The sequence below is a fragment of the Pseudomonas marginalis genome, from assembly GCF_008692035.1.
Classification (GTDB): Bacteria; Pseudomonadota; Gammaproteobacteria; order Pseudomonadales; family Pseudomonadaceae; genus Aquipseudomonas; species Aquipseudomonas marginalis.
Window position 1 is genome coordinate 1,634,367 of record NZ_VTFG01000001.1, and the last position, 24,987, is coordinate 1,659,353.

Consider the following 24,987-nt stretch of genomic DNA (forward strand, 5'->3'; position numbering starts at 1 on the left):
CACCACCCCTTGCGTCGTCTTACAGCTCGGCGGCGAGGCGCGAGCCTTGGTTGATCGCGCGCTTGGCATCCAGCTCGGCCGCCACATCGGCGCCGCCGATCAGGTGCACGTTCTGCCCTGCGGCGACCAGGCCGTCCTGCAGTTCGCGCAGCGGGTCTTGCCCGGCGCAGATGACAATGTTGTCCACGGCCAGCAGCTGCGGCTCACCCTCGGAGCCGATGCGGATATGCAGGCCGTCATCGTCGATCTTCAGGTACTCGACGCTGTTAAGCATCTGCACGCGCTTGTTCTTCAAGCCGGTACGGTGGATCCAGCCGGTGGTCTTGCCCAGGCCGTCGCCGACCTTGGAAGCCTTGCGTTGCAACAGGAACACGTCACGGGCCGGGGCATGGGGCTGAGGCTTGATCCCGGCCACGCCGCCACGGGCTTGCAACTGGGTGTCGATGCCCCATTCCTTCCAGAACGCTTCGCGGTCGAGGCTGGTGGACACGCCCTGGTGCACAAGGAATTCCGACACGTCAAAACCAATGCCGCCGGCGCCGATCACCGCGACGCGCTTGCCCACCGGCTTGCGCTCGAGGATCACGTCCAGGTAGCTCAGCACCTTGGGGTTTTCAATCCCCGCAATCGCCGGCGTGCGTGGCGCAATGCCCGTGGCCAGGATGATCTCGTCGTAACCGCCCGCCACCAGCTGCGCGGTGTCGACCCGGGTGTTGAGACACAGCTCGACGTGGGTGGTCTGCAACTTGCGATTGAAGTAGCGCAGGGTCTCGAAAAACTCTTCCTTGCCCGGTACGCGCTTGGCGATATTGAATTGGCCGCCGATCTCACTGGCCGAATCGAACAAGGTCACCTGGTGGCCACGCTCAGCCGCCACGGTCGCGGCAGCCAGGCCTGCGGGGCCGGCGCCGACCACGGCGATTTTCTTGATCTGCTTGACCGGCAGGTAGTTGAGTTCGGTCTCGTAGCACGCGCGTGGGTTGACCAGGCAGGTGGTCAACTTGCCGCCAAAGGTGTGGTCCAGGCAGGCCTGGTTGCAGCCGATGCAGGTGTTGATTTCATCGGCGCGGCCGGCGGCGGCCTTGTTGACGAACTCGGGGTCGGCGAGGAACGGCCGCGCCATCGAGACCATGTCGGCATCGCCTTCGGCGAGGATCTGCTCGGCAATCTCCGGTGTGTTGATGCGGTTGGTGGTGATCAGCGGGATCTGCACCGCACCGCGCAATTTGGCCGTGACTTTGCTGAACGCGCCACGGGGTACTTTGGTGGCGATGGTCGGGATACGCGCTTCGTGCCAGCCGATACCAGTGTTGATGATGGTCGCGCCGGCCTGCTCGATGGCCTTGGCCAACTGCACGATTTCTTCCCAGGTGCTGCCGCCTTCCACCAGGTCGAGCATCGACAGGCGGAAGATAATGATGAAGTTCGGGCCAACGGCTTCGCGCACCCGGCGCACGATCTCCACCGCCAGGCGCATACGGTTTTCGTAGCTGCCGCCCCAACGGTCGGTGCGGTGGTTGGTGTGGGCGGCGAGGAACTGGTTGATGAAGTAACCTTCGGAACCCATGATTTCCACGCCGTCGTACTCGGCGACCTGGGCCAGCAGCGAGCAGGTGACGAAATCCTGGATCTGCTTCTCGATGCCTTCCTCGTCCAGCTCCTTGGGCTTGAACGGGTTGATCGGCGCCTGGATCGCACTCGGCGCCACCTGTTTTGGGCTGTAGGCGTAACGGCCGGCGTGGAGGATCTGCATGCAGATCTTGCCGCCCGCCTCATGCACGGCCTGCGTGACGATCCTGTGCTTCTGCGCTTCCTCTTCGGTGGTGAGCTTGGCCGCGCCGGAATACACCCCGCCTTCATCATTCGGGCCAATGCCGCCAGTGACCATCAGGCCCACGCCGCCACGGGCGCGCTCGGCAAAGTAGGCCGCCATGCGTTCGAAACCACCGGGCTTTTCTTCCAGGCCCGTGTGCATCGAGCCCATCAGGGTGCGGTTGCGCAAGGTGGTAAAACCCAGGTCCAACGGGGCCAGCAGGTGCGGGTAGGCAGCAGCGGTCATGGTACAGCTCCACAACGGATCATCACGGGACGTGAGGGGCTCGAATGGCACCTCATCGGTTTATGTCCCACAGACTAAGAGGCGGTGGACGACGGCTCAATGACTGAAACTGACAAGTTATTGATCCAAATGCACAGCGCCCCTTGGCAAGCCGTTGCAGGGGCCCTACCCTAGTCGCGAACCCTGCACCCGGTCTGTTGTCTGTTGCCCCATGCGTAAACTTCTCGCTTTTACCGTCTCCATGGCCCTGGTTGCCGCCGTCGCCGCGTATCTGGTCTGGACCCAGGAGCGCCCTGTGGCGCATTACCTGTCGGACCTGCGCATCACCCTCGCCGTCAACGAAGGCCTGCCCGCCGATCGCGGCAACTTGCTGGGCATCCAGCCGGAGCTGTTTCCCGCCGATTACCAGAGCCTGGAACGCCTGCACCTGAAGCTCGCGGCCTATCTGCAAAAGGCCCGGGACCAGGGGTTGATCAACGAAAAAACCATCGTAGTGCTGCCTGAACATATCGGTACCTGGCTGATGTTGACCGGTGAAAAAAATGAGGTGTACCAGGCGCTGCACGTGAAGGATGCGATGAACTGGCTATCGGTCAGCAACCCGCTGCTGTTTGCCCGTGCCTGGATCAGCGCAACCGGCGATAACCGCACCGATGACGCCTACCTGCGTATGAAAGCCTCCGGCATGGCGCGGGACTACCAGGTGCTGTTCGGCGGCCTGGCCAAGGAGTTTGGCGTCACGCTGGTGGCCGGCTCCATCGCCCTGCCCAACCCCAGCGTCAGCCAGGGCCAACTGCAGGTCGGCCATGGCGCCTTGTACAACGCCAGCGTGGTGTTCGCGGCGGACGGCTTGCCCCTCGGCGATCCCCAGCGCCAGCTTTATCCGATCTACGATGAACGCGGTTTTATCGAACCCGGTGACGAAAACATCGTCAGCGTGGTCGACACCCCGGCCGGGCGCCTCGGCGTGTTGGTCGGCAGTGACAGCTGGTACCCGGACAACTATCGCAAGCTCAACGAGCAAGGTGCGCAACTGATTGCGGTACCGGCCTTTGTGCTGGGTCGCGATACCTGGGATCGACCATGGCGCGGCTTCAAGAGCGTGTCCACGCCACCGGAAATCAGCCTCAAGCCTGAAGAACTCAGCGAAGGTGAGGCCTGGCGGCGCCTGACGCTGATCAGCCAGCAACCCGTCAGCCAGGCAACCGCGGGCATGAGCGTATTCCTGCGTGGGCAGTTCTGGGATCTGGGCACGGCCGGGCACAGTTTTCTCAGCAGCAACGGGCAGATCAGCGCCGACGGCGACGCCCGTGGCGCGCGCCTGCTGAATATCTGGCTGTAGCCCCGTGAAGCCGGTGCGCCTGGGTGATTTGTCGGTGGGCTTCGTGCACACCCTGGCCGACGCGATCCACAGCCACGGCCTCGACCCGCAACCGCTGCTGCTGCAATACGGCCTCGACCCCGCGCGCCTCGCCGAAGCGGGTGCACGCTTGTCGATCCCGCGTTATATGCGCCTGGGCCATGGGGCCATCCAACTCACCGGCGACCCCGGCCTGGGCCTGCGCATGGGCCAGCTCAGCCGCCTGAGCCAGGCCGGGTTGGCCGGGGTCACCGCCGCCCAGGCGCCCAATGTGCGCGAGGCAGCGCGCACCCTGACCCGCTTCGAGGCGCTGTACGGCTCCAACTATCGCGGGCAATCGAGTTTCCACGAGGACGCCGAAGGCGCCTGGCTGCGGTTCTATTCCATCAGCCCCTATAACGCCTACAACCGCTTCGTGGTGGACTCGATCATCGCCGGCTGGCTGCAGCAACTCTCGAGCCTGGCCCAGCAAACGGTACAGGCGCAACGGATTGAAATCGAATTTGCAGCGCCGGACTACAGCGAACAGTACGCGCTGCTGGGCGATGGCCCGATCCAGTTCGGCGCCGACGCCAATCAACTGCGCCTGAGCCAGCAAACCCTGGCCCTGCGCAACCCGCAGCATTGTCCGAGTACCTGGCACCTGTTGCTGCAACTGTGTGAACGGGAACTGGAGCAGTTGACCCGCACCCGCAGCCTGCGCGAGCGCATTACCCGCTTGCTCGGGCCGATGCTCAATGGCGGCCGGGAACCCGACCTGGAAGAAGTGGCGGCGCGCTTGAAGCTGCCGACCTGGACACTGCGCCGCAAACTGGCCGAAGAAGGCACACAGTTTCGCGCGATTCTCAACGATACCCGCCGCGACCTGGCCATGACCTACATTCGCGATACGGAACTGGCATTCGGCGAAATCGCCTACTTGCTCGGTTTTGCCTCGGCCCAGGCGTTTCAACGGGCGTTCAGGCGATGGAACAACCAGACCCCAGGGGAATTTCGCCGCAGTCAGCGGCATTCCGCCTGAAGTCGGTCTTACAGCTCGGTGGCGTCATCGGCCGGATCCAGAGGATCCAGTTCAAAGGCCTGGTACTCCAGCAGTTCTTCCTGGTATTCGTCCATGGTGGGCTCCTTGTTTTGAATTAAAAGCGGCTGCAGATAAATGACCTGCACAGCCAGCCTAAAGTGCCGTGGTGACGAAAAAATGTCGACGTCATGACGTTCCTGCACTCCAGGATTAAACGTAGCAGCGTTGTACGAATTTAGCACCGGGGTTTTGAGGCGCGATTGCAATCAGGGATGCACGGAAATGGACGGGAATGCATTCCAATGTGGGAGGGGGCTTGCCCCCTCCCACATGGGGTCTGCATCAAGTTTCAGACTTGCGTCGACCACGGGTTTGAACACCCGCCTCCACCGCCATCCCGGCGGTACGCTCCAACGCCTCGGCAAACGCCTGGCGCTGCTGCGGTTCGATCTGCGACAGGAACAACTCGTCCACCGTACTTTCGTAGATCTTCCACATTTTTTTACGCAACGCCCGGCCGGCATCGGTGATAGATGCAAAGGCCGCGCGGCCATCGCCGTCGGAGCGTGAACGCAGCACCAGGCCGTCCTTTTCCAGGCGATCTACCAGGCGCGTGAGGTTATAGCGCTCGATGGCCAGCACATCGGCCAATTCGTGCATGCGGCGGGTGCCTTCGGGGCCGCTTTCAAGGCCCCACAGTGCGTCGTACCAGGCGTAAGGCGGCAAGTCGGCGGCCGCCAGGCGGCGCTCGATTTCACGGATGACGGTTCTGTGGGCCCTGACAAAACGGAACCATACATCGGGCTCTTTCGACGACATGCAACACCATCCGGCGGATTTCAAGAAGGTTGCAATAGTAGCTCATCCCGCGCTAGATTCGGCCTTGTAGTTGCAATTGCAACAACTTTGACGACACTCCCACAAGGAGCCCGTCACTTGAAATCCGCCGACCCTGGAGCCTCACATGACCCCGAATAACGAAGTCAGACGCGACGTCGATCCACAGGAAACCCGCGAGTGGCTGGAGTCCATCGAATCGGTGCTGTCCACCGAAGGCCGCCCGCGCGCCCATTACCTGATCGATCAGTTGCTGGATTTCGACGTGGCGCGGCATGGTGACTTCTACGGGCGGGTGACCACGCCTTACGTCAACACCATCCCGGTGGAACGCCAGTTGCCCTACCCCGGCAACCTGGTCATCGAACGCCGTATCAACGCGTTTATCCGCTGGAACGCCATGGCCATGGTATTGCGTGCAGGTAAACACTCCGGTGTGGGTGGGCATATCGCCACTTATGCGTCAGCCGCTGTGCTGTACGACGTAGGTTTCGACCACTTCTTCCGTGGCCGCACCGACAACTTCGACGGCGACCTGGTGTACATCCAGGGCCACTCCTCCCCTGGCATCTACGGCCGTGCCTACCTCGAAGGCCGCATCAGCGAAGCACACCTGGATAACTTCCGCCGCGAAGCCGGTGGCGAGGGCATTTCGTCCTACCCCCACCCACGGCTGATGCCGGACTTCTGGCAATTCCCCACCGTGTCCATGGGCCTCGGGCCGATCACGGCGGCCTACCAGGCGCGCTTTATGCGCTACCTGGAGTTTCGTGACCTCAAGCAACACCAGGGCCGCAAGGTCTGGGCATTCCTCGGTGATGGCGAAATGGACCAACCGGAATCCCTGGCCGCCATTTCCCTGGCCGGACGCGAGAAACTCGACAACCTGATCTTCGTGGTCAACTGCAACCTGCAACGCCTGGACGGCCCGGTACGCGGCAATGCCAAGGTGATCCAGGAGTTCGAAAGCCTGTACCGCGCCGCCGGGTGGAATGTGATCAAAGTGATCTGGGGCGGTGGCTGGGATGCACTGCTGGAAAAAGACACCAGCGGCCTGCTGCGCCAACGCATGATGGAGTGCGTGGACGGTGACTACCAGAACTACAAATCCCAGAACGGCGCCTACGTGCGCGAACATTTCTTCGGCAAATACCCGGAGTTGCTGGCACTGGTTGCAGACCTGTCCGACGACGATATCTGGAAACTCTCACGGGGCGGCCATGACCCGGACAAGGTCTACAACGCCTATACCGCCGCCGTGCGCCACAGCGGCCAACCGACGGTGATCCTGGCAAAAACCGTCAAGGGCTTTGGCATGGGCGAAGCCGGCGAAGGCCAGAACATCAATCACCAACTGAAAAAGATGGGCGCCGATGCCGTCAAAGCCTTCCGCGACCGCTTCGGCCTGGAAGTGCCCGATGAGCAACTCGCTGAAATTCCGTACCTCAAGCCCACCGCCGACAGCGAAGAAGCCCGTTACTTCGCCGCGCGTCGCCAGGCCCTGGGCGGCTATGTGCCCGCGCGCCACACGGCGGTCGAACCGTTGCAGATCCCCGAACTGAGCGCCTTCGCCACTCAGCTCAAGGACACCGGCGAGCGCGCGATATCAACCACCATGGCCTTCGTGCGCATCCTCGGTACGCTGCTGAAAGACCCGCACCTGGGCAAGCTGATCGTGCCCATCGTGCCGGACGAATCACGCACCTTCGGCATGGAAAGCCTGTTCCGACAGATCGGCATCCACTCCGCCGTCGGCCAGCTCTATACCCCACAGGACTCCGGGCAACTGAGCTATTACAAGGAGAGCAAGGACGGACAGATCATGCAGGAAGGCCTGAATGAGTCCGGCGCCATTTCCTCGTGGATCGCAGCAAGTACGTCCTACAGCAACCACGGCCTGATGACCGTGCCGTTCTATATCTTCTATTCGATGTTCGGCTTCCAGCGCGTCGGCGACCTGGCCTGGGCGGCGGGCGATGCACGGGCGCGTGGTTTCCTGCTGGGTGCCACGGCCGGGCGCACCACGCTGATGGGCGAAGGCCTGCAGCATGACGATGGCCATAGCCATATCCTGTCGTCGGTGATTCCGTGCTGCGTGTCCTATGACCCGACCTTTGCCTACGAACTGGCGGTGATTATTCGCGAGGGCATGCGGCGTATGTATGTCGAACAGGAGGATATTTACTACTACATCACCCTGCTCAACGAAAACTACCCGCACCCGGCGATGCCCGAAGGTGTGGAGGATGGCATTGTTAAAGGCATGTACCGCCTGAGCGGCAGCCAGCACGCCAAGGTGCAACTGATGGGCAGCGGGTCGATCCTGCGCGAAGTGATCGCAGCCGCCGACCTGCTCGCCAACGACTTTGCCGTGCAATGCGACGTTTGGAGCGTGACGAGCCTGACCGAGTTGCGCCGTGACGGACACGCGGTGGAGCGCTGGAACCTGTTGCACCCCGAGCGTGAGCCGCGCGCGAGCTACGTCGAGCGATGCCTGGCCGGGCAAACGGGACCGGTGGTGGTGGCGACGGATTACGTGAAACTGTTCGCCGATCAGATCCGTCCGTTCGTGCCGGGCCGACGCTTTGTCGCACTGGGCACTGATGGCTTCGGGCAATCAGACACCCGGGAAGCCTTGCGCGCGTTCTTTGAGGTGGATCGCCACTTCATCGCCCTGGCTGCCCTGAAGGCACTGGCGGATGACGGCGTGATCGGTCGCGACAAGGTCAGTGAAGCGATCAAGCGCTACGGGATCAACGTCGACAAGGCTGACCCCGTAGCGGTTTGATTTACTGCGCAGGCGTCGGCAGCGGCGGAATCGCTTCTGTCGGCGGCGGCAGGTCCGGCGTGGTGGCAGCGGGTGCGGGTTCGGCCTGCGGCGCAATCGGTGCAGCCTCAGGCGCGGGCACAACCGGCTCCGAGGCAGCCGGTGCGGCAGGCTCTTCCTTCGGCGCCTCGACTTTCTCTGCAGCCGGTGCGGCCTTCGGCTCCGGCACACCCAGATCGGCCTTGGGCTGCTCGGGGATATGCTCGGCCTTCTTCACTTCCTGTGGCAGGAACACATCCACCAACGCAAAGTAACGGTCGTAGAACTTCGGCGCGGACACCGTCTCACTGGCCACCTTCACCATCGAGTCATCGGTAGAGCCGATCGGCATCGACACCGACCCCAGCACGCCCACACCCAGGCTTGCGGAGTTGTTGACCTTCTTCAGCGCATAGCGATCCTGCAGGGCATTGGCGAACATCGTCGAGTGGTTCTTGCCTTTGCCATCATCGGCGCACACCACGTTGAAGCTGATCTGCAGGTGCGTTTCGCCGGTCTGCTGGAAGCTCTTGTTACCCACGACCAGTTTCGGATCGCTGCTGGTGATGATGTAGCCCTGGCTCAGCAAGGCGCGCCGCGCGGCCTCGCACGCCGCTACATCGGTAACCGGATAATCCCGGGAAAATGTACCGGAGTCGTCGAAGTTCTCATGTTCATAAATAGCGGTCTTGGGTGACGAGCAGCCCGCGGCGCCCGCCAGCACCAGCGCCAGCCCGAGGCTACGCAAGTGGAATGATGTCGACATTGATAATCCTGAGGAAAACGGTCTGGGCGGTATTGTGCAACAGAACGAGGCCTTGGCGCGCGCATTCCTGTCGGTAAAACGTCACAGGGTTACGCACCGGGGCCTGCCGGGAAAAGCCCGGCGCACATATGGTCAATAAATACGCGGAGCTTGGCCGATGTATGGCGACCGGGCCACAACATCCAGAAACTGCCCCGATGCTCCAGGTAGTCATCCAGCACCCGTTGCAAGCGCCCCTCGTCCACGGCCTGGTTGACCATGTAGTCCGGCAGGCAGGCAATGCCCAAGCCCTCGAGCACCACATGCTTGAGAGACTCGATGGTGGTACTGACCAACGGCGTACGCAACAGCGGTTCCGCAGCCCCCGGGGCAAGGCGCAACGGCCAGGGCTCAAGCTTGCCCGTGGCGCAGAACTTGTGGCGCAGGCAGGCGTGGCCATTGAGGTCCTGCGGTTGCTGCGGCGTGCCGTGTTGGGCGAAGTAGCCCGGTGTGGCGACGAGTACCAACTGGTAGTGGCCCAGGTGGCGGGCCATCAAACGCGAATCTTCCGGCTTGCCGGTGCGAATCACTGCATCGAAACCTTCCTCGATCACGTCCACCATGCGGTCGGAAAAATCCACGTCCAGCTCGATCTCCGGGTAGGCGCGCATAAAGTCACTGAGCACCGGCATCAACAAGCCGCGCACCTGCGGCACACTGATGCGCAACTTGCCCCGTGGCGTTGCAGCGGCGTCCGTCAGTTCCTGCTCGGCCGCTTCCACCTCAGCGAGAATCCGCCGCGAGCGCTCAAGGAACAGCGCACCTTCACTGGTCAAGGTGATACTGCGCGTGCTGCGGTGAAACAGCCGCACGCCCAGGCGCTCTTCCATACGCGCAATGCTTTTGCCCACGGCCGACGACGACACCCCCAGCACGCGGCCGGCGGCGGTGAAGCTGAGCGTCTGCGCCACCTGCACAAATACCGACAGGCTGCCCAAGCTGTCCATGATCTGCCTCCAGCAATTACGGACACCGGCGTCCGATAAGTTCGGAACCTTAGCCTGTTTTTCCGCCAGTCACAGCCCCCTACTCTGCCTGCTTGCCCTTTTACCTGGATAAAACGTCATGAGCAGCAGCCCTTCACTCACCGCATCAGCCCAGCGGGATTCCTTACCCCTGGGCGGTTTACTGGCCCTGGCCAGCGCCGGCTTTATCACCATCCTCACCGAAGCCATGCCCGCCGGGCTTCTGCCGCAGATGGGCGAAGGCCTGGGCGTGTCACCCGCCCTGGTCGGCCAATTGGTTACCCTCTACGCCCTTGGCTCCCTGCTGGCAGCCATCCCGCTGACGCTGCTGACCCGCGGCTGGCGCAGGCGGCCCTTGCTGCTGCTGGCCATTGGCGGGTTTGCCTTGGTCAACAGCGTAACCGCGCTGTCCAGCCATTACGGGCTGACCCTGGTGGCACGCTTTTTTGCCGGGGTCTTCGCCGGGTTGCTGTGGGCGCTGCTGGCGGGGTATGCGAGCCGAATGGTGGCGCCACACCTGCAAGGTCGCGCCATTGCCGTGGCGATGCTGGGTGCACCGCTGGCACTGTCGCTGGGTGTACCCGCGGGTACCTTCCTCGGCACCGCCGTTGGCTGGCGCTTGAGCTTTGCGATCATGACCGGGCTGACCCTGGTACTGCTCGCCTGGGCACGCTGGCAACTGCCGGACTTTGCCGGCGAACGGGCGGATAAACGCCTGGGGCTGCGCGAGGTGCTGAACCTGCCGGGCGTTCGTCCGGTGCTATGGGTGACGTTTACCTACGTGCTGGCCCATAACATTCTGTACACCTACATCGCCCCGTTGCTGGTGCCCGCCGGGGTTGAGGCAGACGTTGACCGAGTGCTGCTGGTGTTCGGCCTCTCGGCGGTGCTGAGCATCTGGCTAGCAGGTGTATTGATTGACCGGTGGCTGCGCGCTTTGCTGCTGACCAGCTGTGCGCTGTTTGGCCTGATCGCCCTGGCGCTGGCGTTGTGGATCAATGTGCCGGCAGTCATCTATATCGCCGTGGCGTTATGGGGCCTGGCGTTCGGCGGTTTGCCGGCATTGCTGCAAACCGCACTGGCCCAATCGGCGGGCAAGTCGGCGGATGCCGCACAATCCATGCTGGTGACCGTGTGGAACCTGGGGATAGCCGGTGGCGGCCTGGCGGGTGGTGTATTGCTTCAAGGTTGGGGCGCCACGGCCTTTCCTTGGGCGGTTGTGCTTCTGATGCTGCTGGCCTGGGCCGGTGCATCACAGACGGCGCCCCAGCAGTTGGCCCGGCCACCCCGCCAAGTCGAACGTTGAAATGCGCTGGTAACCACAGGACTCATAAAAACGCACCAGATCCCCTGTCCCGCCGCCGTAGCAGTCCACACGCAAGCCCGTGACTCCTGCTGCGCGGGCCTGGTCATCGGCAAAGGCCATCATGCGCCGGCCAAGGCCGCGAACACTCGGGTCACGCGCGGCAATCAACAGGCGCACATACACCTCGGGCTCAGTCGCCGACGGTACATATGGCATGGGATCGCCCAACACCAGCGCTCCTCGGAGATGCCCCTCGGGGTCCTCGACAACCCAGGCCCCGGGCAACGCGCAGGCTTCAGCCACTTGCGCGACCCGCCGGGGCGACGCCGACCAGGGATCGGTGCCCCACTGATGGGTATTGCCCCTGCCAACGAACCAGGCGATCACCTCGTCGAACACCTGCAGCACGGCAGGAACATCCGCCACGCTGGCGCGGCGGATCAGCAAGCCATCCATTCCTTGAATCAACACGCTTGGAACTCCTGGGTCGACGATACCGAGTACCCAGTCTAGCGCACATAAAAAAGCCCCCGGTCTTTTCAGGCCGGGGGCTTCTTGTTCAAAGCGACATCAGTACTTCTTGATATCAGCCTTGGTTTCCAACTGCTTGCGGTACGCCGCGAAGTCCTGCTGGCCGACACGGGAAGCGAGGAAGCGGCGGTATTGCGCCTTTTCTTCGTCCGTTGGGGCAGCCGCTTCGTTGACGCCGTTCAAGCGCACGATCACCAGGCTGCCATCAGCCAGGGTCACGGTGGTGAAGGTCGGCTTGTCCTTGGCCGCAGGCTTGGGCATGCGGAACAGGGCTTGCAGCACGGCCGGGTCAATCGCTTCCTGGCTACGGGTAGCCGCTTCAGTGACTTTCCAGGCCTGGCCGTCGACCGGCTGGTTCAGCGGGGTCTTGCCATCACGCAGGCTGGCGATCAGCTCGTCAGCGTGAGTCTTGGCAGCCGCGCTGGCGCGCTCCTTGGCCATCTGTGTGCGAATCGCCGCAGCAACGCTTTCCAGCGGCAGTTGCGCCGGTTTGCGGTGCTCTTTGGCACGCAGCACGATGATGGTTTCCGGGTCCAGCTCGATGGCGCTGCTGTTGGCACCCTCATCCAGCACTTCCGGGCTGAACGCAGCGGTGACCACGGCGCGGTTGGCCGCAACACCGTCACCACCTTCACGGCCAAACGGCGCGGAGGTGTGTACGGTCAGCTTCAGGTCCGATGCTGGTTGGGCCAGGTCGGAGGCTTCGAATGCCGCATCTTCCAATTGCTTGGTTGCTTCGACAAAACGCTGCTCGACCTGTTGGGTCTTGAGCTCGCGGGTCAGCTTGTCTTTCAGGCTGGCGAACGTCGGCACTTGCGGTGCTTCAACGCCCAACAGCTTGATCAAGTGCCAACCGAAGGTGCTGCGCACCGGTGCAGATACCTGGTCCTTGTTCAAGGCGTACAAGGCTGCTTCAAAGTCCGGGTCGTAGACGCCAGGGCCGGCAAAGCCCAGATCGCCGCCATTGTTGGCCGAACCTGGATCCTGGGAGAACTCCTTGGCCAGGGCCTCGAACTTCTCACCCTTGGCCAGGCGCGCCTGGATTTCTTCGATCTTGGCCTTGGCTTGCGCGTCGGTGACCTTGTCGTTGACTTCAATCAGGATGTGCGCGGCACGACGCTGTTCAGCAAGGTTGGCGGTTTCTTTCTGATAGGCAGCCTGCAGTTCATCGTCCTTGACGCTGACCTGATCGAAGAAGGAAGACTTCTTCAGTTCCAGGTAGTCGATGACCACCTGGTCCGGGGTCATGAACTCCTTGGCGTGCTGGTCATAGTAAGCCTTGACCTCGTCGTCGGTGAGTTTCACCGCCGCAGGGTTGGCCTTGATATTGACGGTAGCGAAATCACGGGTCTGTTTTTCCAGACGGGCGAATGCCAGCACTTCGGCGTCGGTCACGAAACCGCTGCCGGCGATGCCTGCGCGAACCTGGCCGATCAGCATTTCCTGGGTCAGCATCTGACGGAACTGCAGACGGCTGTAGCCCAGCTGACGGATAACCTGGTCAAAGCGTTCGGCGTTGAACTTGCCGTCCACCTGGAATTCCGGGGTCTGCAGGATCACCTGGTCCAGTGCAGCTTCGGAGAAGCCAAACTTGGAGTCGGCGGCGCCTTGCAGCAGCAGCTTGCGATCGATCAGGCCCTTGAGGGCCGCTTCGCGCAGCAGTTTTTCGTCCAGCAGTGAAGCATCGAAATCCTTGCCCAGCTGTTGCATCAGCTGGCGACGTTGCATGTCGACGGCCTGGCTCAGTTCAGTCTGGGTGATTTCTTCACCGTTGACCTTGGCCACGTCCTGCTTGGTGTTGGTCGAAGCCTGGAAAATGGCCTCGATACCGGTGAACGCCATCAATGCGACGATGATCCCGATAATGGTCTTGGCAATCCAGCCTTGTGAATTGTCCCTGATATTTTGCAGCATGCGTCCCCCAGAAACGGTTGAACTTCAAAAATTGGCAACCGTGGAGCGTGGGTAGAGTCCGGATAGAAGAAAGGCGCATCCGAGGATGCGCCTTCTCGTAACTGGCGGAGCGGACGGGGGGTTGAATCTACACCCCCGGCTTGGCGACCCGATGGATACTTGGGTCAGCTTTCGCTCCGCTGCCAGGCCAGACCTGCGTCCGACCCGGGTAGCAAAGGCTTGATCGAAGCTTAGTTAACCGCTTCTTTCAGGGCTTTACCGGCTTTGAAACCTGGTTTCTTGGCAGCAGCGATTTGCAGTGCTTTGCCAGTCTGTGGGTTACGGCCAGTGCGAGCTGGGCGGTCAGTCACAGAGAAAGTACCGAAGCCTACCAGTACCACGGAGTCGCCGGCCTTCAGAGCGCCAGTGACGGATTCGATTACTGCATCCAGCGCACGGCCGGCAGCAGCTTTCGGGATATCAGCGGATGCAGCGATAGCATCAATCAGTTCCGACTTGTTCACTCTAAGTCCCCTTATATATCTATTGAGTATGATTCTAAGTTTTTTGGTAAACAGCAAAAACCAGTGCTGAATGGCCTACAGACACTTAAGAGCCGCTTTATAACAAGGGCTCTAAAAAGCTGTCAAGGAAGCCCCCAGGCTTATTCACATTAATGCGTGCTAATTCTTTCCTTGGAATCAGACTCTCGTTTTTCGTCCTTTGCAACTATCTCCGGAACCACATCCGGCAAGGGCTCCGGCGCGTATTGCAGCGCAATTTGCAGGACCTCGTCAATCCATTTAACCGGTTTAATCTGAAGATCCTGCTTGATATTGTCAGGAATTTCCTTCAAGTCGCGAACATTCTCTTCAGGAATGATCACAGTCTTGATGCCCCCGCGGTGTGCAGCCAGCAATTTCTCTTTCAGGCCACCAATGGCCAATACCTGGCCACGCAGGGTGATTTCCCCGGTCATCGCGACATCGGCGCGCACCGGTATGCCGGTCAATGCCGAAACCAGGGCCGTGCACATGCCTACGCCAGCGCTCGGGCCATCCTTCGGTGTAGCCCCTTCCGGCATGTGGATGTGGGTGTCGTGCTTCTCGTGGAAGTCCAGGGGGATCCCCAGGCTCCTGGCGCGGCTGCGCACCACGGTCTGCGCGGCGGTAATGGATTCGACCATCACGTCACCGAGGGAGCCGGTCTTGATCAACTGGCCCTTGCCGGGGATCACCGCAGCTTCGATGGTCAGCAATTCGCCGCCCACCTGGGTCCACGCCAGGCCAGTCACCTGCCCTACCTGATCCTGCTGTTCCGCCAGGCCGTAACGGAATTTACGCACACCCAGGAAGTGCTCAAGAGCGTCGGCCGTAACCTTCACCGAGAAGCGTTTTTCCAGCGCGTGCTCCTTGACCGCCTTGCGGCAAATCTTCGCGATCTGGCGCTCAAGTCCCCGTACACCGGCCTCGCGAGTGTAGTAGCGCACGATGTCGCGGATCGACTCGACGTCGAATTCGATCTCGCCCTTCTTCAGGCCATTGGCTGAAATCTGCTTGGGCGCGAGGTATTTGACGGCGATATTGATCTTCTCGTCTTCGGTGTAACCCGGCAGACGAATCACCTCCATCCGGTCCAGCAATGCCGGCGGAATATTCATGGAGTTGGAGGTGCACAGGAACATTACGTCGGACAGGTCGTAGTCGACCTCCAGGTAATGGTCGTTGAAATTGTGGTTCTGCTCAGGGTCGAGCACTTCCAGCAAGGCCGATGCCGGATCGCCGCGCATGTCGCTGCCCATTTTGTCGATTTCATCGAGCAGGAACAGCGGGTTGCGCACACCCACCTTTGTCATTTTTTGAATCAATCTTCCTGGCATCGAACCGATGTAAGTCCGGCGATGACCACGAATTTCCGCCTCATCGCGCACGCCACCGAGGGCCATACGTACGAATTTACGGTTGGTGGCATTGGCGATGGACTCGGCCAGGGAGGTTTTACCTACCCCAGGCGGGCCAACCAGGCACAGCACCGGGCCACGAATCTTCTTCACGCGCTTCTGCACGGCGAGGTATTCGAGGATGCGTTCTTTGACCTCTTCAAGGCCATAGTGGTCGGCATCAAGGATATCTTCGGCACGGGCCAGGTCCAGGCGTACCTTGGTCTGAGCCTTCCACGGCACCTGCACCAGCCAGTCGATGTACGAGCGCACCACGGTGGCTTCGGCCGACATCGGCGACATCTGCTTGAGCTTGTTCAACTCGGCGGTGGCTTTGGTCAGGGCGTCTTTAGGCAGGCCGGCAGCATCGATGCGCTTTTTCAGCTCTTCGATTTCGTTGTGGCCTTCCTCGCTGTCGCCGAGCTCCTTCTGAATGGCCTTCATCTGCTCATTCAGGTAGTACTCGCGCTGGCTGCGCTCCATTTGTTTTTTGACACGACCCCGGATGCGCTTCTCGACCTGGAGCAGGTCGATCTCGGCATCCAGCAACGCCAGCACGTGTTCGACACGGGCCGACAGGTCAATGATTTCGAGGATGTCCTGCTTCTGCTCGATCTTCAGCGCCATGTGCGCGGCCATGGTGTCGACCAGGCGGCTTGGCTCATCGATGCTATTGAGGGAAGACAGGACTTCAGCCGGGACTTTCTTGCCCAACTGCACGTACTGCTCGAACTGCGAGAGCAGGCTGCGCACAAACACTTCGGACTCGCGCTCAGGGGCCTCGACTTCGTCGATCAGCACCACTTCGGCGCGCAGGTGGCCGTCCACCTCCATGAAACGCTCTACCGCACCGCGCTGCTCGCCTTCCACCAGCACCTTGACGGTGCCATCGGGCAGCTTGAGCAGTTGCAGGACAGTGGCAATGGTGCCGACGCGATACAGGGCATCTTCGCCTGGATCATCATCGGCAGGGTTTTTCTGGGCCAACAGCAGGATTTGCTTGTCGCCCGTCATCGCGGCCTCGAGGGCTTCGATAGACTTCTCGCGCCCCACGAACAGCGGGATAACCATGTGCGGATAGACGACGACATCACGCAACGGCAGGAGAGGCAATTCGATGGTTGTCTTCATGATTTCGCCTCTATGACAGTTGAAAAATAAGCTTGAAACCAAGATGGGGGCTGCGTGTAAAAAAAACAAGCTCAATGCTGGCAGTTACACGCAGTAAAAATCCTTATGAAAAACAAAGGAGCCCCTAGAGGCCCCTTCGTTTGTACCAAAACTGCGAAACGCTTACGCGTCTGGCGCAGCCTTGGCAGTCGGCTCACTGTTTTCGTAGATATACAGTGGCTTGGACTTGCCTTCTATAACGCTTTCGTCGATCACCACTTTACTCACCTCGGACTGCGAGGGGATTTCGTACATGGTGTCGAGCAATACACCTTCGAGGATCGAACGCAGGCCACGTGCACCGGTCTTGCGCTCCAGTGCCCGCTTGGCCACCGATTTGAGCGCGTCAGTACGGAACTCGAGGTCCACACCTTCCATCTCGAACAGCTTGGCATATTGCTTGGTCAGGGCGTTTTTCGGTTCGGTGAGGATCTGAATCAGAGCCGCCTCATCCAACTCGTCCAACGTGGCCAGGACCGGCAGACGGCCAACGAATTCCGGGATCAGACCGAACTTGACCAGATCGTCAGGCTCGACTTCACGCAGGGACTCGCCCACCTTCTTGCCTTCTTCCTTGCTGCGCACTTCTGCACTGAAACCGATGCCGCCACGGGTAGACCGTTGCTGAATAACCTTCTCCAGGCCGGAGAATGCGCCGCCACAGATAAACAGGATGTTGCGCGTATCAACCTGAAGGAATTCCTGCTGCGGGTGCTTGCGGCCGCCTTGTGGCGGTACGGAAGCAACCGTGCCTTCGATCAGTTTCAACAGGGCCTGCTGCACGCCTTCACCGGAAACGTCCCGAGTGATCGACGGGTTGTCGGACTTGCGCGAGATCTTGTCGATTTCGTCGATATAGACAATACCCATCTGGGCCTTCTCTACGTCGTAGTCGCACTTCTGCAGCAGTTTCTGAATGATGTTCTCGACATCTTCGCCCACGTAGCCAGCCTCGGTGAGGGTGGTGGCGTCGGCGATGGTGAACGGAACGTTCAGCAGGCGAGCGAGGGTTTCTGCAAGCAGGGTCTTACCCGAGCCTGTAGGACCGATCAGCAGGATGTTGCTCTTGCCGAGTTCGACTTCGTCGCCTTTCTTGTCACGCTGATTCAAGCGCTTGTAGTGGTTGTATACCGCTACGGCCAGAACCTTCTTTGCACGCTCTTGACCAATCACATACTGATCAAGGATGCCGCTGATTTCTTTAGGCGAAGGCAATTTATGCGCGCTGCTTTCGGCCTGGGCTTCCTGCACCTCCTCACGGATGATGTCATTGCACAGGTCGACGCACTCGTCGCAGATAAAGACCGAGGGGCCGGCAATCAATTTGCGCACTTCATGCTGGCTTTTGCCACAGAAGGAGCAATAGAGCAGCTTGCCGTTGTCCTCGCCGTTGCGGGTGTCAGTCATTCGTTCGATCCAAATCCGATAGGCTTGCAACACAAGATGAAGGCTTATGCGGGCTTTTTCAAGCCCGCAGATGATCGGAAAACCCGACCAGCCCTATTTTGAGCGGCTTATATTAAGCGGGGCGCTTTTCGATCACTGCGTCGATCAACCCATATTCACGTGCGGCTTCGGCGCTCATGAAGTTGTCACGGTTGGTGTCGCGCTCGATTTCTTCCAGGGTGTGCCCGCTGTGCTTGGCCATCAGCGTGTTGAGGCGTTCGCGGATGAAGAGGATTTCCTTGGCGTGGATTTCAATGTCCGACGCCTGACCCTGGAAACCGCCCAGTGGCTGGTGAATCATCACACGCGAGTTCGGCAGGCAGTAACGCTTGCCCTCGGCACCTGCGGTCAGCAGGAACGCGCCCATGCTGCAGGCCTGGCCAATGCAGGTCGTCGATACGTTCGGCTTGATGAACTGCATGGTGTCGTAGATCGACATGCCCGCTGTCACCGAACCGCCCGGCGAGTTGATGTAGAGATGGATGTCCTTGTCCGGGTTTTCCGCTTCAAGGAACAGCAGTTGCGCACAGATCAGGTTGGCCATGTAGTCCTCTACCGGGCCCACCAGAAAGATCACTCGCTCCTTGAGCAGGCGCGAGTAGATGTCGTAGGCGCGTTCGCCACGAGCGGACTGCTCGACAACCATCGGGACCAGGCCGCCTGCGGCCTGGATATCAGAGTTCTGCTGAATATAGGAATTACGGAACATGCTCTGCAGTTACTCCCAAATAGTCATGTCTTGAAAACGCATAAGCCAGCGCGAGGCTGGCTTATGGTTGAATTTCCAACGAGTTGGACAATCAGTCGGCTTGTGCTGCTTCCGCCGGCTTGACTGCTTCTTCGTAAGAGACCGCTTTATCGGTCACCTTAGCCTTCTGCAGAACAGTATCCACAACTTGTTCTTCCAGCACAACCGAACGTACTTCGTTCAGCTGCTGGTCGTTCTTGTAGTACCAGGCCACGACCTGCTCAGGCTCCTGGTAGGCCGAAGCCATTTCCTGGATCATTTCGCGGACGCGATCTTCGTCAGGCTTGAGGTCGAACTGCTTGACCACTTCAGCCACGATCAGACCCAGCACCACACGGCGCTTGGCTTGCTCTTCGAACAGCTCGGCCGGCAGTTGGTCTGGCTTGATGTTGCCGCCGAACTGCTGGACAGCCTGTACGCGCAGGCGATCCACTTCGTTGGACAGCAGGGCCTTAGGCACTTCGATCGGGTTGGAGGCCAGCAGACCATCCATGACCTGGTTCTTGACCTTGGACTTGATAGCCTGGCGCAGCTCGCGCTCCATGTTCTTGCGAACTTCGGTGCGGAAGCCTTCGATACCTGTTTCCTTGATGCCGAACTGATTGAAGAACTCTTCGTTCAGCTCTGGCAGCTTAGGCTCGGAAACGCTGTTGACGGTCACGGTGAACTCGGCGGCTTTGCCAGCCAGGTCCAGGTTCTGGTAGTCAGCAGGGAATTCCAGGTTCAGGACACGCTCTTCGCCGGCCTTGGCGCCAACCAGGCCGTCTTCGAAGCCAGGAATCATGCGGTTGGAACCCAGCACCAGCTGAGTGCCCTTGGCGGAGCCGCCAGCGAATGCTTCGCCGTCAACCTTGCCAACGAAATCGATGTTCAGCTGGTCTTCGTTCTGGGCAGCACGGTCGACCACTTCGAAACGGGTGTTCTGCTTGCGCAGGATTTCCAGCATGTTGTCCAGGTCCGAATCAGCCACTTCGGCGCTCAGGCGCTCGATAGCGATACCGTCGAAACCGGCCACTTCGAACTCAGGGAACACTTCGAATACGGCAACGTATTCCAGGTCCTTGCCCGCTTCCAGGGACTTGGGCTCGATCGAAGGCGAACCAGCCGGGTTCAGCTTTTGCTCAACCACTGCTTCGTAGAAGGAAGCCTGGATCACGTCACCGACGGCTTCATTGCGTGCATCAGCACCAAAACGGCGCTTGATTTCGCTCATTGGCACTTTGCCTGGACGGAAACCAGCGATCTTGGCCTTTTGGGCAGTCTGCTGCAGACGCTTGTTGACCGCAGTCTCGATGCGCTCAGCCGGCACGGTGATGCTCATGCGGCGCTCGAGAGCAGTAGTATTTTCAACAGAAACTTGCATGGATATTCCTCGTTGCACAGACGTTAGCCGGCCATTTCCGACCCCAATCAAGGGCATGCATTCTAGTGGGTCAAACTCAAGAAGTCACCCTACTGGAAATACGCCCGTAAACAGCCGGCAATTTATCGGTACGAAGGCACTGTCGCGCCCCGCCCCGGTGACAAATAAAGCCAATCACGCCAGGGCTCTGCGCCGCCCCTCTATATATAGAAGGGATCGTCGCCCATCTCCCTGACGGCCTACCTCGCAATGAAGGCAGATAACAATGCAGTATCATCGAGACACATAAATACGATGAAACGCATCGCCATCGCGACCCACAACCCGCAGCCACGAAAAACCGAACCGCCAAAACCAAAAAAGGCGCCAGACTGTTAAATCTGGCGCCTTTCGAATATGGGGTGGACGAAGGGGATCGAACCCTCGACAACGGGAGTCACAATCCCGTGCTCTACCAACTGAGCTACGCCCACCATATTGCGTTAACAAAGAAACCAAACTACTTCTTTGTCTAACCCCACCCTGCATGTAAACCGAGTAAGGCCTTATTTGGTGCGGATGAAGAGACTCGAACTCTTACGCCTCGCGGCGCTGGAACCTAAATCCAGTGTGTCTACCAATTCCACCACATCCGCGCTTGAAGCTCTTAAAGCAAAGGCGCCAGACGGTTAATCTGGCGCCTTTCAAAATATGGGGTGGACGAAGGGGATCGAACCCTCGACAACGGGAGTCACAATCCCGTGCTCTACCAACTGAGCTACGCCCACCATATAGCGCTACTTGTGCCAAAGCTGCCTAATGGCGCACCCGGCAGGACTCGAACCTGCGACCATCCGCTTAGAAGGCGGATGCTCTATCCAGCTGAGCTACGGGCGCCTTATTAATCTGTACTCTTGGAGGATTACAAACTAAGTGCTTCCAGCCTTGCAGAACAACGATTCTGCTCGACCTTCTTAACCAGTGCTAGGCTGTGCCCGACAAGTGCGACGAATAGTATAGAGGGCCTGGAAACCCGTCAAATCTTTTTTGAAAAAAATTCATTTTATTTAAGGGGTTAGGCCAATTTGCGGACCAAGCGCCTTTGCCCTCACGCCGTGGCGTGCGAGAATGCGCGCACTTTTCCTCCCCCTCTCGATGGTTAATCACGCGTAATGACTGCACAACTTATCGACGGCAAATCAATCGCCGCCAGCCTGCGCCAGCAGATCGCCAAACGAGTCACCGAGCGCAGCCAGCAAGGCTTGCGCACGCCTGGCCTCGCGGTGATCCTGGTCGGCAGCGATCCTGCCTCTCAGGTTTATGTCTCGCACAAGCGTAAAGACTGTGAAGAGGTCGGCTTTCTTTCCAAGGCCTACGACCTGCCTGCCGACACCACCCAGCAGGCCCTGACCGACCTGATCGACAGCCTCAACGACGACCCGGCGATGGACGGCATCCTCCTGCAATTGCCATTGCCCGCGCACCTGGACGCGTCCAAGCTGCTCGAGCGCATCCGCCCTGACAAAGACGTCGACGGTTTCCATCCTTATAACGTTGGCCGCCTGGCGCAGCGTATCCCACTGCTGCGCCCGTGCACGCCCAAAGGCATCATGACCCTGCTGGAAAGCACCGGTGTCGACCTGTACGGCCTCGATGCCGTCGTCGTCGGCGCGTCCAACATCGTGGGCCGCCCAATGGCCATGGAGTTGCTGCTGGCCGGCTGCACCGTCACCGTGACCCACCGCTTCACCAAGGACCTGGCCGGCCACGTTGGCCGTGCCGACCTGGTCGTCGTGGCCGCCGGCAAGCCGGGCCTGGTCAAGGGCGAATGGATCAAGGAAGGCGCCATCGTCATCGACGTGGGCATCAACCGCCAGGAAGACGGCAAGCTGGTCGGCGACGTGGTGTATGAAACCGCCCTGCCCCGCGCCGGCTGGATCACCCCGGTGCCGGGTGGCGTTGGCCCGATGACCCGTGCCTGCCTGCTGGAAAACACCCTGTACGCCGCAGAAACCCTGCACGGTTAATAACCAGCCGTACTGAAAAAGCCCTGCCTTATCGCAGGGCTTTTTATTGCCCGGAAGAAAACCTGTTTTTTCTTAGTTTTTAAGCACTTTCGTCCGGTTTTAGAAGAACATTCGACAGTCTCTCGTCCATACTCCTAAAATGTAACGCCATTTATCACAAAACCCGTTTCCCAACGGTATTTCTTACTTTTTAGCGAGTTCATCCGCGTGAAAATTCGTCTTTCCATTGTCAGCCTGTTTTTTGCGTTCACCGGCACCTTTGCACACGCTGCCGACTCCGCCCTGGCGCCGCGGGATCCCTCCAAACTGCAGATCGCTTCCGGCAGCGCCATGCTGGTGGACCTGCAGACCAACAAGGTCATCTACGCCAGCAATCCCGACGTGGTAGTGCCTATCGCCTCGGTGAGCAAGCTGATGACGGGCCTGATCGTGCTTGAAGCCAAGCAGAACATGGACGAGTACATCGACATCAACATCACCGACACGCCGGAGATGAAAGGCGTGTTCTCCCGCGTGAAGATCGGCAGCCAGATGCCGCGCAGGGAGATGTTGCTGATTGCCCTGATGTCCTCGGAAAACCGCGCCGCCGCTAGCCTGGCGCACCACTATCCGGGCGGCTACGCGGCCTTTATTGCCGCGATGAACGCCAAGGCCAAGGCCCTGGGCATGACCAGCACCCATTATGTCGAGCCCACCGGCCTATCGATCCACAACGTGTCCACCGCCCGCGACTTGAGCAAGCTGCTGGCCTACGCGCAAAAATTTCCGATGCTGAGCCAGTTGAGCACCACCAAGGAAAAGACCGTAGCGTTCCGCAAGCCCAACTACACCCTGGGTTTCTCCAATACCGACCACCTGATCAACCGCGCCAACTGGGATATCAAGCTGACCAAGACCGGTTTCACCAACCAGGCCGGTCATTGCCTGGTGCTGGTCACCCGCATGGGTAATCGTCCCGTGTCGCTGGTGATCCTGGATGCTTTCGGCAAATTCACCCACTTTGCCGATGCCAGCCGTATCCGTAGCTGGGTCGAGACCGGCAAGGGCGGCTCGGTGCCGGACGTCGCGCTGCGCTACAAGGCTGACAAGAACCTGAAGAACCGCGCGAATGCCGCCGAAGTCCGCCGTTAAGGAACACCGAGAACGCATTTAGGAGGGGCTCGCCCCTCCCATTTTATTTGTGTTCCGCCAACACCTTGAGCGCCTGCGCTGCCGCCCGCTCCTGCCCGGCCTGGGCCGTTGCGTTCGCCGAATCCCGCCAGCGCTGCGCATCCACATTGGCCGGTAATTGGCTCGGGCGCTGGGTGACGATTGCCCAGTGCCCGGCACTGCTCCACTTCGACTCAAAGTCGCTGAAGCTCATCAGCAGGCGTCGGTCCATGCCTGAACGCAACAGCACCGTGCTTTTCTGCTGGTTGAAACCCACCACCACCACGTAGTGCGCGTCAGACAACAGGCCGCCGCCAATCCGCGCCATCACCGGGTAACCCGCCGCCACCTGCGCCAGTACCGCGGTCAGCTTGGCATCCAGCGGGTACACCATCAGCCCGTACTCACGGGCCAGCACCTGCATGTTGCGCTCCAGGTCCGCTTCACCGCCCGGCAAATGCAACGGCTTATCCAACAAGCCCGGTGTCATCACAATGCCTTGTTGCGACAGCATGCTGGCTAATGCCGTAGGACCGCTCTGATAAGCCTCGCTGCGAAAGGTCGGCACACCATTGAGTTCGACACGTTCCGGCAGGCCCGGAAGTTTCGACGGCTGCCCGGAACAGGCCGCGAGCCCCAGGGCACAGGCCAGCAACAAGGATGTTTTAAGGTTCGACCGTAACCGCAATTTTTTACTCTCTTGATCAACTGCCGGTGAGGGCCCTGATCATAGGACGCTCTGCCACGCGGGTATAGCCCATAGGCTCAGTAAAGCGTCGCGGTTAGAGCAAACGAGTTGGACGAACACGACCATTGGTCAATAGCAGGCAACCGCCGGGTAGCTAGACTGTCCATTGAGAAGACTGTGTGTGCCCCCTGCGGGGCGAAAGGAGGCCAAAATGAGCCTTGCAACAACGATTTTCCTGTTGATCTGCGGTTGGCTGGCGGTAGCCGGCGCCATGTTGTGGGGGGTGTTGCGCATTACCCGCCGGCACCATCACCCCCACGTCAAACCTGAGGCACCCGCCAAGCCCCATAGAGCGGCGGTGCACCACGCCTAGCCAGGCATGCAATTGAAATCCTGAGTCGCCGCGACTTCCTTACCGTGCCCGTCCATCAGGGATGCGCGCACGGTGGTGCCCAGGCTCGACTCCACCAGGGTGTAATGCTCACCCGCCTTGAAATCCTTGTACTCGACCCGACCCTGGCAGTCCTGCTGGTTGTCGTCGCCGGCTTCTTCCTCGAACAACGTCACGTCCAGGCGATGATCCCCGGGGGTCACCTCGAAAAAGCGCCCGTCGTCGACACGCTTGCCGTCCACACGTTCGGCCATCAGGTCGTTCGGCGCTTCTTCTTTCAAGCCGATCCAGGCTTCGCTGGGGTCCGCCTTGGGAATCGGGCCGGCACAGGCCGACAACAACAAAACAGCCCCCAGGGCGGGGATCATCAATAAAGGTTTGAGTGACATGGCAGGGCTCCAAAGAACATCAGTAAAAAGACAAGTCGTCCGATGGGATGCAAGCTTGGGCAGCCACGCCCTGTAGAACAAATGAATCCATATGAAACGATCTTCAGCCCTTACC

General features: G+C 60.1%; 21 protein-coding genes and 4 tRNA genes. 7 read left to right on the plus strand and 18 right to left on the minus strand.

Annotation, left to right across the window (positions count from 1 at the left end):
- Positions 1 to 19: 19 nt before the first annotated feature.
- Positions 20 to 2,059: an NADPH-dependent 2,4-dienoyl-CoA reductase gene (locus FX984_RS07300; RefSeq protein ID WP_027606252.1), complete on the minus strand. Its 2,040-nt coding sequence runs from the start codon at positions 2,057 to 2,059 to the stop codon at positions 20 to 22.
- 211 nt (positions 2,060 to 2,270) lie between these two features.
- Here FX984_RS07300 and FX984_RS07305 point away from each other — a divergent pair, with 211 nt between their 5' ends.
- Together FX984_RS07305 and FX984_RS07310 are read left to right on the plus strand one after the other, a co-directional pair.
- Positions 2,271 to 3,401: a carbon-nitrogen hydrolase family protein gene (locus FX984_RS07305; RefSeq protein ID WP_027606251.1), complete on the plus strand. Its 1,131-nt coding sequence runs from the start codon at positions 2,271 to 2,273 to the stop codon at positions 3,399 to 3,401.
- 4 nt (positions 3,402 to 3,405) lie between these two features.
- Positions 3,406 to 4,440 carry an AraC family transcriptional regulator gene (locus FX984_RS07310; RefSeq protein WP_027606250.1) on the plus strand — a complete coding sequence of 345 codons (1,035 nt, stop codon included), beginning with the start codon at positions 3,406 to 3,408 and terminating at the stop codon, positions 4,438 to 4,440.
- Positions 4,441 to 4,448: 8 nt separating this feature from the next.
- Here the strand turns inward: FX984_RS07310 and FX984_RS07315 are convergent, their stop codons facing one another.
- Complete coding sequence (locus tag FX984_RS07315; protein WP_146477091.1) at positions 4,449 to 4,706, minus strand: hypothetical protein; 258 nt, start codon at positions 4,704 to 4,706, stop codon at positions 4,449 to 4,451.
- Positions 4,707 to 4,782: 76 nt separating this feature from the next.
- Positions 4,783 to 5,259 carry a MarR family winged helix-turn-helix transcriptional regulator gene (locus tag FX984_RS07320; RefSeq protein WP_027606249.1) on the minus strand — a complete coding sequence of 159 codons (477 nt, stop codon included), beginning with the start codon at positions 5,257 to 5,259 and terminating at the stop codon, positions 4,783 to 4,785.
- 145 nt (positions 5,260 to 5,404) lie between these two features.
- On the opposite strand from FX984_RS07320, the gene aceE reads away from it, so the two are divergent.
- Positions 5,405 to 8,065 (plus strand): pyruvate dehydrogenase (acetyl-transferring), homodimeric type, encoded by a 2,661-nt coding sequence (gene aceE, locus FX984_RS07325; protein ID WP_108574216.1) that lies wholly within the window; start codon positions 5,405 to 5,407, stop codon positions 8,063 to 8,065.
- Position 8,066: 1 nt separating this feature from the next.
- Here aceE and FX984_RS07330 read toward each other — a convergent pair whose 3' ends face one another.
- The gene (locus FX984_RS07330) at positions 8,067 to 8,849 is read right to left on the minus strand and encodes a DUF2242 domain-containing protein (protein ID WP_027606248.1); all 783 of its coding nucleotides are present in this window, start codon (positions 8,847 to 8,849) and stop codon (positions 8,067 to 8,069) included.
- 89 nt (positions 8,850 to 8,938) lie between these two features.
- Entirely contained in the window at positions 8,939 to 9,835 is an 897-nt protein-coding gene (locus FX984_RS07335; RefSeq protein WP_146477089.1) for a LysR family transcriptional regulator, read from the minus strand.
- Positions 9,836 to 9,953: 118 nt separating this feature from the next.
- On the opposite strand from FX984_RS07335, the gene FX984_RS07340 reads away from it, so the two are divergent.
- Positions 9,954 to 11,159 (plus strand): MFS transporter, encoded by a 1,206-nt coding sequence (locus FX984_RS07340; protein WP_108574215.1) that lies wholly within the window; start codon positions 9,954 to 9,956, stop codon positions 11,157 to 11,159.
- Here FX984_RS07340 and FX984_RS07345 read toward each other — a convergent pair.
- The 11 genes from FX984_RS07345 to FX984_RS07395 all read right to left on the minus strand — a co-directional run bounded on the left by FX984_RS07345 (position 11,106) and on the right by FX984_RS07395 (position 21,125).
- Positions 11,106 to 11,630 carry a GNAT family N-acetyltransferase gene (locus tag FX984_RS07345; protein WP_108574214.1) on the minus strand — a complete coding sequence of 175 codons (525 nt, stop codon included), beginning with the start codon at positions 11,628 to 11,630 and terminating at the stop codon, positions 11,106 to 11,108. The genes FX984_RS07340 and FX984_RS07345 overlap by 54 nt on opposite strands.
- A gap of 99 nt (positions 11,631 to 11,729) precedes the next feature.
- Positions 11,730 to 13,604 carry a SurA N-terminal domain-containing protein gene (locus tag FX984_RS07350; RefSeq protein ID WP_027606244.1) on the minus strand — a complete coding sequence of 625 codons (1,875 nt, stop codon included), beginning with the start codon at positions 13,602 to 13,604 and terminating at the stop codon, positions 11,730 to 11,732.
- 230 nt (positions 13,605 to 13,834) lie between these two features.
- A complete protein-coding gene (locus tag FX984_RS07355; RefSeq protein ID WP_003174819.1) occupies positions 13,835 to 14,107 on the minus strand; it encodes an HU family DNA-binding protein in 273 nt (90 codons plus the stop codon).
- Between the two features lie 149 nt (positions 14,108 to 14,256).
- A complete protein-coding gene (gene lon / locus FX984_RS07360; RefSeq protein ID WP_027606243.1) occupies positions 14,257 to 16,653 on the minus strand; it encodes an endopeptidase La in 2,397 nt (798 codons plus the stop codon).
- 162 nt (positions 16,654 to 16,815) lie between these two features.
- Positions 16,816 to 18,099 (minus strand): ATP-dependent Clp protease ATP-binding subunit ClpX, encoded by a 1,284-nt coding sequence (gene clpX, locus FX984_RS07365; RefSeq protein ID WP_003238279.1) that lies wholly within the window; start codon positions 18,097 to 18,099, stop codon positions 16,816 to 16,818.
- Positions 18,100 to 18,211: 112 nt separating this feature from the next.
- Complete coding sequence (clpP, locus tag FX984_RS07370) at positions 18,212 to 18,847, minus strand: ATP-dependent Clp endopeptidase proteolytic subunit ClpP (protein ID WP_003174822.1); 636 nt, start codon at positions 18,845 to 18,847, stop codon at positions 18,212 to 18,214.
- Between the two features lie 91 nt (positions 18,848 to 18,938).
- The gene (gene tig, locus FX984_RS07375; protein WP_027606242.1) at positions 18,939 to 20,249 is read right to left on the minus strand and encodes a trigger factor; all 1,311 of its coding nucleotides are present in this window, start codon (positions 20,247 to 20,249) and stop codon (positions 18,939 to 18,941) included.
- 397 nt (positions 20,250 to 20,646) lie between these two features.
- Positions 20,647 to 20,722 (minus strand) — tRNA-His (locus FX984_RS07380).
- Between the two features lie 77 nt (positions 20,723 to 20,799).
- Positions 20,800 to 20,884: transfer RNA gene (locus FX984_RS07385), tRNA-Leu, on the minus strand.
- A 56-nt stretch (positions 20,885 to 20,940) separates the two neighbouring features.
- A tRNA-His gene (locus FX984_RS07390) sits at positions 20,941 to 21,016 on the minus strand.
- A gap of 32 nt (positions 21,017 to 21,048) precedes the next feature.
- Positions 21,049 to 21,125, minus strand: a tRNA-Arg gene (locus FX984_RS07395).
- Between the two features lie 275 nt (positions 21,126 to 21,400).
- Between FX984_RS07395 and folD the strand changes: the two genes are divergently transcribed.
- Positions 21,401 to 22,255: a bifunctional methylenetetrahydrofolate dehydrogenase/methenyltetrahydrofolate cyclohydrolase FolD gene (folD, locus tag FX984_RS07400; RefSeq protein ID WP_027606241.1), complete on the plus strand. Its 855-nt coding sequence runs from the start codon at positions 21,401 to 21,403 to the stop codon at positions 22,253 to 22,255.
- A gap of 207 nt (positions 22,256 to 22,462) precedes the next feature.
- Positions 22,463 to 23,386: a D-alanyl-D-alanine endopeptidase gene (gene pbpG, locus FX984_RS07405; RefSeq protein WP_027606240.1), complete on the plus strand. Its 924-nt coding sequence runs from the start codon at positions 22,463 to 22,465 to the stop codon at positions 23,384 to 23,386.
- 43 nt (positions 23,387 to 23,429) lie between these two features.
- Here the strand turns inward: pbpG and FX984_RS07410 are convergent, their stop codons facing one another.
- Positions 23,430 to 24,092 (minus strand): C39 family peptidase, encoded by a 663-nt coding sequence (locus FX984_RS07410; RefSeq protein ID WP_027606239.1) that lies wholly within the window; start codon positions 24,090 to 24,092, stop codon positions 23,430 to 23,432.
- Between the two features lie 211 nt (positions 24,093 to 24,303).
- Between FX984_RS07410 and FX984_RS32415 the strand changes: the two genes are divergently transcribed.
- The gene (locus tag FX984_RS32415; RefSeq protein ID WP_166655314.1) at positions 24,304 to 24,465 is read left to right on the plus strand and encodes a hypothetical protein; all 162 of its coding nucleotides are present in this window, start codon (positions 24,304 to 24,306) and stop codon (positions 24,463 to 24,465) included.
- Here FX984_RS32415 and FX984_RS07415 read toward each other — a convergent pair.
- Positions 24,462 to 24,872, minus strand: coding sequence for a PA0061/PA0062 family lipoprotein (locus FX984_RS07415; RefSeq protein ID WP_027606238.1), 411 nt, complete (start codon positions 24,870 to 24,872; stop codon positions 24,462 to 24,464). The genes FX984_RS32415 and FX984_RS07415 overlap by 4 nt on opposite strands.
- Between the last annotated feature and the right edge of the window lie 115 nt (positions 24,873 to 24,987).